The following is a 14,274-nucleotide window of genomic DNA, read 5'->3' as shown; positions in this document are numbered from 1 at the left end:
TTCTAGCGTTGGCTCTGGAGTAGGCTCTGGAGTTGGTTCTGGCGTTGGCTCGGGCGTTGGCTCGGGCGTTGGTTCTGGAGCAGGTTCTGGAGTTGGCTCGGGCGTTGGTTCTGGAGTTGGTTCTGGCGTTGGCTCGGGCGTTGGTTCTGGAGTTGGTTCTGGAGTTGGTTCTGGAGTTGGTTCTGGAGTTGGTTCCGGAGTAGGCTCTGGAGTTGGTTCCGGAGTTGGTTCTGGAGTTGGTTCTGGAGTAGGCTCGGGCGTTGGTTCTGGAGTAGGCTCGGGCGTTGGTTCCGGCGTTGGCTCGGGAGTTGGTTCCGGAGTAGGCTCGGGCGTTGGTTCCGGCGTTGGCTCGGGAGTTGGTTCCGGAGTAGGCTCTGGAGTTGGTGGTGCGTCATCATCAGTAATAGTCAGAGTTTCTTGCTGTATCCCACTTTCCGTGCCGTTGGTAACGCCAGTAATATCGACAATGACAGTTTCATCTACTTCATCTAACGCATCGTCATTGCCTGTTACAGTGATATTCCCCGTTGTCATTCCAGTAGGAATGACAATCTGCGTTCCACTTGCAGTGTAGTCAGTCCCGCCTCCAGTTGCTGTTCCTGTAAAACCGAGAACCACTGTTACCGGATCAACCGCGATACCCGATAGCGTCGCCGTAACCGTGCCAATGCCACCATTTTCTGCTAGGGGAGAAACGGATGCACTCAGGGTAACTGTCGGTGTGGCTGTGACGATCACGATTTGCAAACCACTCGATGCGACACTCGTGTTGCCTGCTGCATCAGTAGTCGTCGCCGTAATTGTATGAGTGCCATTCACAAGGGCACTGCTGGCGATGATTGTCCAGTCCCCCGAAACATCAGCGGTGGTTGTGCCGAGGGAGGTTGCGCCATTGAAGAGTTCAACGGTGCTGTTGGCCTCAGCCGTTCCGGTAAAGGTGGGAGTCGTGTCGTTGGTGATATTGTCAGAATTGGAACTGCCAGTATCCGTGACATCAGTCATATCTGGCACGCTGGGAGCAGCAGGAATGGTGGTGTCAATGACGATGTCCTTGTTGTCCGCCAACGACTGTCCGTCCGGAACCGTCAAAGTAACATTATTTCCAGTAGCGTCTTGGAGCGTTGCTCCCCCGGCCAGTACCAAGGGCGAATTCGAGTTCAAATCGCTGCTGTTCTCGCCAGCACCAACCGTGTAGCTTCCTGATGCCGTATTGGAGGCAAAGGGGCTGATGCTAACTGTGCCACCCGTGTCAAGAGCGATCGTTAAATTGCCACCACCCAACGTGACGTTTTCTGAAAAGTTAACGGTGACATTGATGATCTCACCAGTCTTGTAAGGGCCATTTGCTGTGCTTGAGGTGATTGAGGCGATGGTAGGAACTGCGTCGAAGGTTTGCGTACCCGCGGCGGTGGGTGTGCCAGTCTTGTTGCCAGAAGTGAAGGTAATATCGTTCAGAGTGGGAGCCATGATGTTAAGCGTGTTGCCATCGGTGACTCCAGTGGCGATATCGGCGACCAGGAACAATGTGCCCGTTGTGCCACTGTTGATAGTCTGGGAAAGCCCAGTAAAGTCGAGGGTATTCCCAGAGGTGACGACGGCTTTGGTTCCCAGGGAGGTATCGCCTGCGTCGAAAGTGGTGTCGGTGGAGTAGAAGAGTTCAAAGCTATTGGCAACGATGTCGGAAGTGGTATAAGTTCCGGCGGTAGTGAAGGTTGCGCCAGTTAGCTCGGCGTTGACAGTGGTGACACCTAAGTTGAGCTGATAGAGAGGATGGTTCGTTGTGCCTTGTAGAACACTGGCTGCGGGGATGGCCGTTGAGGAAAGGGCGATATTCGGGACGGGAATGATATCCAGTGTCGTGGTTGCCGTTGTGCTATCAGCGCTGCCGTCATTGACGATGAACTCGATAATGCGATCTGCATCATTGGGCGAAGTGGCGGCGTTGTTGTATTCGATCGTCCGCAGAACCTGCTGATAGTTGGCGACCGTATCGTTCCCCGCTAAATTCAGAATACCAGTCGCGGAATCGTAACTGAATGAAATGCTTGTGCCCGAGGTATCGATGCTCAGTACTTCATTTGTACCATCGAACAAGTTGGTGATGCTTACCGTTGCGCCGATCAGATTTGCTCCATCATCCGTAACGCTAAGGTTGGCGCTATCGACAATATCCACCGCGCCACCACCAGACGTAAAGCTGGCGCTGTAATTGATGCCCGCTGCGCCACCATTGAGGTCTAACGTGGGAGGAATGAGAAAGTTGACGGAATTGTCACTGCTGGTACTGACGGCACTGGTATTACCTGCGGTGTCAGTCGCTACTCCTGCCCCCAAACTCGCGAGGACAGTCCCCGACCCACTCATGCCACTAACGGCAACATTGTACGTCGTGCCACTTCCCGTGATGAGGGCAGTAGTGGCTCCCGCTGTACCACCGAGAGTCACATCTCCAGTTGCAAAATCAGTGACGGTTTCGCTGAAGGTGACGGTATAGTTGATGGGAGAGAACATGGTGGGATCGGCTTGACCTACAGCTTGCTCGATCGTGACGGTGGGAGCAGTATTGTCCAGACTGTAAGTTTCATCTGTAGTCGGTTCGCTTCCTGGTAAGGAATTACCTGCATTATCTGCAATATCTTGTCCGGCAGCCAAGTCTAGTCCTACCACACCATTAAAGCTAGCTAAGTCCCCACCCGATACTGTCAAGGAGTAAGTGGAGGCGCTGGTTTGATTAACATTGGTAACTGTAGCTGTGCTACCACCAGAAACCGCAAAGTCTGCCGTACCTACATTCTGTACGTCTTCGCTAAAGGTGGCTAAGAAAACCAGAGTATCGGCGTTGGTGGGGTTGGACGCTGGAGAAAGTCGGCTGAAAGAACTAATGCTGGGAGTTGTGTTATCCAGGCTGTAGGTTTCATCTGTCGTCGGTTCGCTTCCTGGTAAGGCATTACCTACATTATCGGTAATATCAACTCCGGCAGCCAAGTCCAGTCCTACTACACCATTAAAGCTAGCTAAGTCGCCCCCAGATACCGTGATGTCATAAACCGAAGCGCTAACCGTGCTGACATTGGTAACTGTGGCGGTAGTGCTGCCATTAACGGCAAAGTCCGCATAATCCACGTTCTGCAAGTCTTCGGAGAAGGTGGCGCGGAAGATTAATGTATCGGCGTTGGTGGGGTTGGTAGCTGGAGAAAGTCGGCTGAAAGAACTGATGCTGGGAGTTGTATTATCCAGGCTGTAGGTTTGTCCCGTAAAGCTACCATCTCCGCTACTAGATATCCCTACACCCCCCAAGGGAACGCTATTGCTATTGGTGATGCTGTCGTTATCTACCAGGTTCAGACCCAACGTGCCATTCCCAGAGATGCTGTTTACTGTCACATCGACAGTTGTACCGCTAGCGGCAGATACTGAGGCGATCGTCCCGGTAACTCCTGTGGCGTTGAGGGCGAAGTCCCCGGTATCAATGTTGTTGACCGTTTCCGAGAAGTTGACTTCAAAAACAACGCTATTAGCATTAGTAGTAGTACTGGCAGGGGTTTTGCGTTTGATGCTATTGACTTCGGGAGCATTGTTGACAGTAATAGAGAGAGTATCGTCATCCGTGCCACCGTTGCTATCTTCCGTTTGAAGTTGGAGGGAAGCCGAACCGTTAAAATCAGCCGTGGGGGTAAAGGTGAGGTTATTAAGGGCGTTGTTGATATTGGTTAGCGTCCCGCTAAAGGCGAGGTTGTTGTCATCCGTGCCATCGCCTGTAGTAAAGGCTAGTCCGCTCGTGCCGTTGAGGGAAATGGTGCCATTAGTGACGGTGATAGTAACAGTTTGATTGTCGTCATTGATATCGGCAATAGAAATCCCGGAAATAGTATTGTTGGTGCTGTCTTCGCTGAAGGTGGGGCTAGCAGGAAGGGTAGTAACTGGAGCCTTGTTGTTATCATCATCCTGAATTGTGCCACTAGCAGTTGCAGTGGTTATTGTGGCTCCACCAGTGGGATTTGAGAGGGTGACAGTGAAGTTTTCATCTGTTTCTGAGTCGTCAGTATCGCCAGAGACATCAACTGTAATTGTCTTGTTTTTTTCACCAGCAGCAAAGCTAACTGTACCAGAAGGGACTGTACCTCCAAAGTCTGTGGCATCAGTATCGCCGGAAATTACATAATCTACATCAGTTGCACCTGTTGTATTGCCAGAACGAGTGACGGTAAAGGTGAAAGATGTATTGCCTGAATCTCCTTCAGCTTTAGTAGCATCGGTGGGAGCGATCGCTAGGGTTATTGCATTACTAGGATTAATATAACCAAAGGTATCAGTACCTACAGTTGGATCGCTATCAAAAATACCTGGTGTTACGTCAGTCCCGGTGATATCAAAGACTTGGTCGCCATCTGGATCGTTGATAGCATAAAGTTCTCCGAGGCTGGCATCTCTAAAAATAAGTCTTGGTTCATCACCTGTATAAACAAAGTCAGTTCCACCGAGTTCCGTTGCATACAAAAATGTTTCATCGCTTGCTGCATCAGGTACACCGATAGCATCAAAAACATTGTCAAAGGTTGATATCTCATCTGCTACTCCGTCATTGTCAGTGTCAATATCCGTAGTGCCGACAGTTCCTGTGAAATCAGACAAAAGGGCGACGGTAAATGAAGGGTTTTCCAGATCGGGAATATCGACAATCAACAAACCATTACTATCAAAAGTTCCCGATACTGATGAGGCTCTATCGATGACACCAATGTTACCACTACTTGAATCACTATCAATGCTAACGATCCAACCACTAAAGGAACTGTTGGGTATTCCGCTTAGTTCAAAAGTTACATTAGCAGGATCGACACCTGTGGGATTAGGTTGAAATTCACTGATACCAGTATCATCATTCTGAATGATACCGTCAGCACTTGCAGTGATTATTGTTGCGCCACCCGTAGCATTTGAGAGGGTGACAGTGAAGTTTTCATCTGTTTCAAAGTTAGTATCTCCAGAGACATTAAGTGTTATTTCTTTACTTGTTTCACCAGCAGCAAAGCTAACTGTACCAGAAGGAACTGTACCTCCAAAGTCGGTAGCATCGACATCACCAGAAATTGCATAATCTACATTAGTTGCACCCGTGGTATCCCCAGAACGAGTTACAGTAAAAGTGAAAGGGGTATTGCCCGAATTTCCTTCGGCTTTTTCAGCATCGGTGGGAGCGATCGCTAGCTCTATATCCTCAGTTGTCACCGACACATCATAAATATCAACATTAGCTCCAGCATCGTCTGTGCGGTCGCCTAAAAATATCCCATTCGCCGTTTTATAAGCATTGGGCAAATTACCCAGATTGACTCCCGTATAATCTCGTAAACTTCCAGTGAGAATAGGAGAACCATCAGCGAACAGAGTGTAGGCATCCCCCAAAACTTTAATATTATAGTCTCGCTTCTGGGTTGTATCTATATCTATCCCTTCTGCTTGCAACAAATCGGTAGTCGCTGTACCAACAACATCTTGTGCCCAGATACGACCAGTCTCAAAACCAAGTTCAATGGCCTTACTTGTATCCTGACTCACAACTATGGCACTAAAACCTGCACGATCTCGCTTACCATCGCTGTTGTAGTCGTCACCGTTGTTAGTTTCTGAGTTGACTTGGATAGTAAAGTTGACCATGTAACCCTGAGTATTATCTAGGGTTGGGAAATTAGAATTAACTAAATCATTTGGTGCTATAGGTGGTGTTACCGGATTACCGTCACCGTCATTGTAATTGCTGTACAGTGCATAGATGTTAATGTTGCTGGTAGTGTCTAATTTAGTTGCATTGGTAATAGTGCTTTGAACGGATGAAGGGTTAGGTGCAATGAATGGAGCAGAGTTATTCAGAACTACGTTAAAATGTTGCAACCACTGACCGTTAGCTGTTGCACTTGCATTATCAGGAGTTACACCTGTTGTGCCGTCGTACAGGGTTTCGTTGGGACCAGATATGACTGTATCAGTATCGTCATTCTGAATTGTGCCGTTAGCAATAGCAGTACTAATTGTTGCACCACCCGTAGCATTTGAGAGGGTAACGGTGAAGTTTTCGTCTGTTTCAAAGTTAGTATCCCCAGAGATATTAAGTGTTATCTCTTTAGTTGTTTCACCAGCAGCAAAGCTAACTGTACCAGAAGGAAGTGTACCTCCAAAGTCTGTGGCATTAGCATCACCAGAAATTGCATAATCTACATTAGTTATACCCGTGGTATCCCCGGAACGAGTGACAGTAAAAGTGAAAGAGGTACTGCCCGAATTTCCTTCGGTTTTAATGACATCGCCACTGGGAGCGATCGCTAGGCTTGTTTCACTAATAGTAAAAGTTCCACTAAAAGTTTGATTCCCCGAATCGTCTCCTGTCCAGTTAGTGCTATTGTTAATAGCTGCTAAGAGTGTTGCTTTATCTCCTGTCGTAGTTCCAGTGTATATTGCGTTATCTTTTTCGTTAATCGCAACTGCATTCGTACCAATAGTCAAACCTTGTGGCAAAGCGGAAGTATTAGTATCGGTTGCATCAGATTGCCAAGTTGCAGTTCCTTCATTATTCAAAGCAGCGATGAAGCTATTGGTTCCCTGATAAGCAAGAATTTGGTCGCCCTCAATCAATAAGGCAACACTTCCCGATCTCGTTCCCTCAGAAGCAGATGTATTGGTTATTTCAACTACAGTTCCAGCCGAGACACCACCCGCAGGTGTAGTCCATGTGATAATACCCTCACCAGTGCGGAAAGTATTGTTTGACTTCCAGCCATTATCGGTAAACTTAATTTCTTCCGAGCCTGGTATATCAACTAAAGCGACAAATTTAAAGTTATCTGGGTTCTTAGCGTTGTACTGGACAAATGCAATGTCTCCTGGATTGAGTGCCATATTTTCTTTTGTTGTTGTTTCTATTACCTATTTCTATAGAATCAGGGTCTTCTGCCTCGGGTGTTTTCCGGACCAGAATTGGGACTAGATGAAAATTCCAGGAGATTTTACATAAAATAACCAAGGTATGCAGTGATCGCCGTCACTTGCGAAGTTGTGTAAGTCCCATATAGAACCCGGTTATATAGTAGTTGATAATTCTATAATTACTTCCAGTCTTTAATCTCCCCAACTCCCCCACTCCCTCACTCCCAAATATACAATAACTATTCAACCGGATTCTATATAAGGAGTAGGAATTAGAAGATTATCTGCGTTGTTCAATTGCGTTTATATATCAGGACTGAAGAAATTATTAATTATTAATTATTAATTATTAATTATTAATTATTAATTATTTATCCCAACCGCTCCTGAAAATATTGTCGATATAACTGACAACGAGGTTCAGCATCATCACCTTTAATTGTAATTAATCCCATGGCTTCTAATTGATGTAATTCTCGATTTTTATTGGGTAAACGTACTGGAGAATTACTTTGTAATATTTTGTGAAAAACTGCTTTAATATTTGTCTTTTCTAATATTGTTTCTAAATGTCTACTTAAATGTTCTTGATAAATTCCACTTTCAGTAGGAGCATATTTTAATAGTTCTGTAATTGTTAATTCATCCTGAGACATTTTGTACAATCCTAATCTGATTAAATAAGGATGTCCTCCCACCATTGACATTAAAGGAGCAACTATTTCTGACTCAAGTTGATGTAAGCACGCTAACTGAGTTACCTGTTCTAATGTAAATTCTTTTAACTCTATAGGTAAGCCAACATTAAAAGGGGATTGATAAATATTTAATTTGCCATGATATTCTGTGGAATAAGCAATAATCATTCGTAGATTTTCCCAAATTTCTAAGTTATTGCTTTCTTCATACCAACTCCTTAACATCGCAAAAAAATCTTTGGATATTTCTGGATAATTAAAAATTTCATCCACTTCATCTAAGAGTAATACTACCTCTTGCTCTAAATGATATAATAGTGCTTCAAATTCTTGAGTGCAAGATATTTTAGCATTGTGATTATCCCAAATTTTCCAGCTTGGACTATCAGTAAACCGACTTTTGATATTTTTGTTAAATGCTTTAAGAAAATTATTAATATTACTGATATTTTCTGGTTCAATTAGGCTATCAAATCTGAGATAAATCGGAATATATTTATTATTATTTGCTTTTGCTTGTATCCTTCGCAATAGAGAAGTTTTACCCATTTGTTTTGGTGCTTTTATTCTCACTAGCGAACCAGGGTCTTCTATTTTTTCATAACATTCAGACTCAATAGAACAACGTTTAATTCGATAACGTTCTATATAAAAGGGAGAATCTGGTTTTTCTGGTCTACCAGGAAGAATAATTTTGCTAGTCTTAAAACCATAGTCAGCTCTTAACTGAGGATTAACTAAGTTTGATTGATATTTGGTGAATGTTTCAAATAAAAATTCCCGAAATGAACTATGATTTTTGGGTAGATTAAATTTGGTAGCGATCGCTTTTAATTTTTTCCCTACATTTGACGTATCCCATTTCATTGACTGAGCAATTTGTTCATATTTATTACCTGCTAAAAATAAACTTAATGTTTTTACTTCATCATCTGTCAAACCAGAGTAAATGTGTTCAAAAATTTGTTTATTCATAAATTTTTATTTGATTAAAATTAATAGGAACTATGCGTTTTATTTTGTCAGATATATCTAATGATTTTTTTTTTAGTTTCAATAAAGAGTAATATATAGAGTATTCCAGCTATATGAAGTACAGAGATTAACAATTAAATATTCCCAGTGCGGGCATCTTGCCCGCGACGGGTGTACCTCATTAAAGTGGAATCTGCTATATTTGCTTTCTTATTTCCACAGAAATTAAGTTTAGCTAAACTTGTTTAAATCAAGGTAACTTAACGACTATTAGAAAGTCAAGATTAACATTGATAAGATTAAAATTACAGCCAATATATTTTCGGCGTTGCATAAATGCGAGATTATTTTAATAGTTTTGTAGAAGTGAAAAGTGAAAGTGGAATGGGCATCTTGCCCGTTCCTGATATTTTTGGGCAGGATGGAGACAGGCAGGATGCCTGCTCCCACTTAACTTACCACTTATATTTATCCTGCCCCTCAGCAATGCCTATTTTTCTGTGCCTGGACTTAAAGCGTATTTCATACCAGTACACCAGTCGCGGGCAAGATGCCCGCACTACAAACACATTCTTTTAATTCTATAAAGCTGATAGCTGAGAGCTAACCACTGAATGCTTACTTTAAGAGAAACCTTGACTACTGGATAAAATGTGAATCATATTTTCAGGAAAATTCCTTACTATCTGCTGAATGTGAAAAGATTTTCACATTGATTAGCAATTAATTCATTTCTCTAGTTAGTGAAAATTTCATGTGAAACTTACTATCACTTATTCCACATTTTGAATTTAGCTGAATTAAGATTATTTGTAAAGGGAAGAAAGATAATTTTAATCCAAGCCGATAGCTTTTAGATTAGAGGAAGATTAGAGGAAGTTAAGAAAAAATCATTAACTTGCCATCATCTCAAAAATATCCCTTGCCTGAGAGCTGATTATTTCACAGCTTGACTACTAGAAATTCATCATCAAGCAAAATAATTGCTTTCCTAATTCCCCTCTCACAATAATCAGAAATACAAACAAAAAAGATGAACTCATTATTAGAAGAACAGCAAAATTTCGACTCTGAAGATACTAATAATAACATCAATCTCACCCTCGATCCGGAAACTCAACTCGTAACAGTAGATGACTCTTCACCAAGTATTTCCGTTTTATGGGACCGAGCAGTACAACAAGCAGTTATCAATACTTCCCCAGGCCCAACCATTGCTTCCCGTGCTTATGCGATCGTACACACAGCCATCTACGATGCTTGGAGTGCTTACGATCCATTAGCAGTAGGAACTCAATTAGAAGATGACCTACAACGTCCTCTGTCAGAAAACACCGATGCCAACAAAACTGAAGCCATGAGTTTTGCTGCTTATCGAGTACTATCAGAATTATTTCCCACTGAGACAGAGCTTTTCAACGAATTGATGGCTGAACTTGGCTACGATCCTAGCAACACAACCACTGATACTACTACTCCTGCTGGCATTGGCAACGTCTCCGCCGAAGCACTATTAACATTCCGTCGAAACGATGGCTCCAACCAACTAGGAAATGACCCCAATGGTGACGGTACTCCCTACTCCGACATCAGTGACTATGAACCAACTAATCCCATTGGAGACCCCATTGACATCGAATCATGGACTCCCGAAACAATTCCCATTGATGCTGAACCCGGTGAAGAAGAGCGAGTACAAACATTCCTGACTCCTCAGTGGGGTGATGTCATACCTTTTAGTCTCGCTGCAGGTGATGTATTTCGACCAACAGCACCAGAACCATTCTTGCTAGTAGATGGTGAGGTAGACTTGGAAGCACGCACAATTACCCTAGCAGACGGTTCAGTTGTCGAAATCACTCCAGATATTATTGGCACTATTATTAACCCTGCATTCATTGAGCAAACAGAAGAAGTTATCGCAATTAGTGCTAACCTCACAGACGAACAAAAGTTAGTTGCAGAATTTTGGGAAGATGGCGGTGGTACATCCTTCCCTCCTGGAACATGGATGACTTTCGGGCAATTTGTTTCAGCTAGAGATAACAACACATTAGATGAGGATGTCAAACTCTTCTTTAACTTGGGTAACGCAGTATTTGATGCCGGAATTGCCACTTGGGAATCTAAAACTTTTTATGATTATGCTCGTCCAGTACGAACAGTACGGGAACTAGGAGAACTAGGATTAATTGGCGAATTTAATCCAGAGCTTGGTGGTTTTGCCATCGATGCTTGGGCTGGCCCTGGAGAAGGCACTCAAACAATTTTAGCTACTGATTTTCTCACCTATCAAACTCCTGGTAGTGATCCTTCACCTCCTTTTGCTGAATATGTATCTGGTCATAGTACCTTCAGTGCTGCCGCTGCTGAAATACTCCAACTGTTTACTGGTAGCGACGATTTTGGTGCTTCCATAACTTTTCAAGCTGGTGAGTCTCGTTTTGAACCTGGCGTAACACCGGAAGAACCTTTAACTTTGGAGTGGGCAACTTTTAGTGAAGCTGCTGATGAAGCTGGTATTTCTCGTCTTTATGGTGGTATTCACTTTGAAGATGGCGACCTAAATGGTAGAGCGTTGGGGCAACAGGTAGCGGAAAGTGTCTGGCAAGAAACTCAGTTGGCGATCGCTCCTAATGTCACTATCGGTACAGATGAGGATGATGATTTAATCGGGACAACTGCAAATAATCTCATATATGGAAATAGAGGTGATGATATCATCCAAAGTTTAGATGGTAACGACTTACTTCATGGAGGCAAAGGTGACGATCTACTTGATGGTGGTCTAGGAGACGATATTATTGGTGGTCAGACCGGTGATGATATTCTCACTGGTGGACTCGGTGGAGATATGTTTGAGTTCGGACTTGGTGATGGTGACAATATTATCACTGATTTTGAAGATGGAATAGATGTCATTGGTTTAGAAGATGGTTTAAGCTTCGAGCAGTTGACAATTTCTCAGATAGGAAATGACACTCGCATTAGTACCCAAAGACTCTCGATTACATTACAAGGTGTAGAGGACAACACAATCGCTATTGATGATTTTATTGACATTGTTTAAGTAATATTATCAGGGGTCAGGAGTCAGGATTTATACCAATTCTCAAAAGTATTGCTGTAGCTGATTAAAAGCAGGGACGTTGCATGCAACGTCCATACAGATTAGGTAAATAATAAATAAGATATCTTTGTTCCATACCAATAATTGCTAAAAACATTACTGAAACTTATTTATTACTTCATAACATTTACTTTGACATATAGTATTGACAAATCCGTGAAAAGGATGATACAAAATAATTAAAAAAAAGTATTAAGAAAATTAAAGCAAGTAAGGAGATATTATGCTAGACACAGCACCATTTGCTAACTACTTGGGTTTATTCGGATTAATCTTCTATATCCTCACTTTACTACCAACAATTTTGAGGATTGTTTTTCCCGCAACCAAAAAAACAGAACTGCCTAAATTTCTATTGAAGTATCGTCGTGAAATAGGTGTAATTGCTTTTTTGTTTGCTCTTGGTCATGGAGTTTTGCTACTTAGCAAAAGAAACTTTGATATTTTTGATTCCCAAACATATTCCATATATGCAACAGGAGTAGTAACTTTAATTATTTTCACGCTCCTAGCAATCACTTCTAATAATTGGAGCATCAAAAAAATGAAGAAAAATTGGAAGAAATTACATCAATTGACATATTTTGCCATGTTTATTTTAGTCTGGCACGTCATATACACAATGTGGGGTCATTGGAGCCATATCACCCCATTAGGAGTAATCGGAATTACTGGCACCACAATTTTATTTATTGCTAGAAAACTGATAGAGCACAACAAAAAATCAGCAAAAATAAAAGCCGAAAATTAAACCAAAAGTAACAATTAATCATAGCATTTCTTAGGCTAGTGAGGTACTTTTATCTTTCTTCCCTGTTACCTGTTGTCTGTTGCCTAAAACCTAGAATTTTGTACCTCACCAGTATGGAAATTGCTATATCAACTTTGTCCAAATTAAGAAATATCAGGATTAAAATCTATGCTAATCCCACAAATGTTCGGTAAATATGCCACAATAATAGCAGCAACTACTATAACAAATATTAGTGGGTTGTGGTTGTGGCGATCGCTTTCAACATCAACTACAAACTATACTCAGGAACCAGAAAAAACAACTCTACCCTCCCTGACTCTTTCCGGACACAAAGGATGGGTATATGCAGTTGCTATCAGTCCAGATGGCAAAACCATGGCCAGCAGCGGTTATGATGGTACAATTAAAATTTGGAACTTCAGCAATGGTGAGTTGCTGAATACCATAGATGCTCACAAAGATGCCATCGAATCTCTTGCCATTAGTTCAGATGGACAAGTCGTCGCCAGTGGTAGTTGGGATAACCGCATCAAACTTTGGCATCTTGCCAGTGGTAATCTCATTCAAACTCTCGAAGGTCATACCGATGATGTGAAAGCTATAGCTATTAGCGTTGATGGTCAGACTCTTGCTAGCGGAAGTTATGATGGCACGATCAAAATGTGGAATCTTAAAACTGGTTCCGTTGAGAGGAGTTTTAAACATTCCAGTCCCATCAAATCTTTAGCTTTTAGTCCAGATGGAGAAATGCTTGCTAGTGGCAGTAAAAATGGTCAAATCAAAACTTGGCAAGTGAATACAGGTAAACAACTCCACTCATTAGCAGCACATAACAACACAGTTTGGGCGATCGCTTTTAGTCCCGATGGTAAAACTCTTGCTAGTGGGAGTCAAGACCAAAAAATCAAGTTATGGCAGATAGAAACTGGTCAACTTCTATACACTTTAGACGGACATGACAAAGCAGTTTTATCTGTTGCTTTTAGTCCCGATAGTCAGACTCTTGCGAGTAGTAGTTACGACAAAAAAATTCATCTGTGGGACGTAGATACAGAAGAACTATTAGAAACATTTAAAGGTCATGATAAACCTGTTTGGTCTGTAAAATTTAGCCCTGATGGACAAACTCTTGCCAGTGGAGGTGCCGATCAAAAAATTAAACTGTGGTCTATGTCTGCTTTGAGTAATAAGCAGTTACAGAATACCACTGCCTCATCTGCTGTAGTAGAAGTTGTTGCCTCAGAGATTACCGATCAAGCTAAGTTAGAAGAGTTAAATCAAAAATTGTATGACAAAATAGACCAAAGTTGGCAACAAACACCAGTATGGTATGAAGATTTAGTTTTTTGCATAACAGTTAATGCGGATGGAGCGATCGCCAAATTAGAAACTATTAATGAACCAGCTAATCAATATGCAGAGCAAACGCCTTTACCCAAGTTATTCAATACTGCTAAATCTGAAATTACCGAGCAGAAGTCTGTTGCTTTGTTCCGAGTAGTGATGAGTCCAACAGGTGTACTTGAAGTTAGTCCTTGGTCTGGTTGGTTTTGACATTCCCACCATTAAATCAGAGATTATAACAGGGGATTCTTGCTTCACAAACTCTTAACTAGGGCTTGCTGAAAAAGTCTTTTTAAGGAGTAGGGGAGCGGGGGAGTAGGGGAGTAGGGGAGTAGGGGAGTAGGGGAGAATTTTTTTGCCCAACTATGCGCTAAAAATGCGCTCCTTTTTGACCATGAAGAGCTGAAAACCATGTACTTTTTCAATACCTAAAAATGCTAAAACCTTTATCT

At 42.4% G+C, this 14,274-nt stretch carries 5 protein-coding genes; 3 read left to right on the top strand and 2 right to left on the bottom strand.

Translation table 11 applies throughout. The annotated features are described in order from the left end of the window. A partial coding sequence (locus F6K54_RS26050) for a Calx-beta domain-containing protein (protein WP_293083969.1) occupies nucleotides 1-6,894 on the bottom strand: 6,894 nt, incomplete at its 3' end. 398 nt (nucleotides 6,895-7,292) lie between these two features. Continuing rightward, entirely contained in the window at nucleotides 7,293-8,594 is a 1,302-nt protein-coding gene (locus tag F6K54_RS26045; protein WP_293083966.1) for an AAA-like domain-containing protein, read from the bottom strand. 1,033 nt (nucleotides 8,595-9,627) lie between these two features. Here F6K54_RS26045 and F6K54_RS26040 point away from each other — a divergent pair. From F6K54_RS26040 to F6K54_RS26030, 3 genes are all read left to right on the top strand, one after another. Further along, entirely contained in the window at nucleotides 9,628-11,664 is a 2,037-nt protein-coding gene (locus F6K54_RS26040) for a DUF6851 domain-containing protein (protein ID WP_293083963.1), read from the top strand. Between the two features lie 283 nt (nucleotides 11,665-11,947). Then, the gene (locus F6K54_RS26035) at nucleotides 11,948-12,475 is read left to right on the top strand and encodes a ferric reductase-like transmembrane domain-containing protein (protein WP_293083960.1); all 528 of its coding nucleotides are present in this window, start codon (nucleotides 11,948-11,950) and stop codon (nucleotides 12,473-12,475) included. A gap of 168 nt (nucleotides 12,476-12,643) precedes the next feature. Next, complete coding sequence (locus F6K54_RS26030; RefSeq protein WP_293083958.1) at nucleotides 12,644-14,032, top strand: WD40 repeat domain-containing protein; 1,389 nt, start codon at nucleotides 12,644-12,646, stop codon at nucleotides 14,030-14,032. The last annotated feature ends 242 nt before the right edge of the window (nucleotides 14,033-14,274 follow it).

This window comes from Okeania sp. SIO3B5 (assembly GCF_010692555.1).
Lineage (GTDB): Bacteria > Cyanobacteriota > Cyanobacteriia > Cyanobacteriales > Microcoleaceae > Okeania.
Note: the sequence above shows the minus strand (reverse complement) of the source record. Positions and strands in the feature narration are given on the sequence as shown.

Coding starts and splice junctions, on each gene's coding strand:
- F6K54_RS26045 (WP_293083966.1), bottom strand. CDS start 8,594: ATGAATAAACAAATTTTTGAACACATTTACTCTGGTTTGACAGATGAT.
- F6K54_RS26040 (WP_293083963.1), top strand. CDS start 9,628: ATGAACTCATTATTAGAAGAACAGCAAAATTTCGACTCTGAAGATACT.
- F6K54_RS26035 (WP_293083960.1), top strand. CDS start 11,948: ATGCTAGACACAGCACCATTTGCTAACTACTTGGGTTTATTCGGATTA.
- F6K54_RS26030 (WP_293083958.1), top strand. CDS start 12,644: ATGCTAATCCCACAAATGTTCGGTAAATATGCCACAATAATAGCAGCA.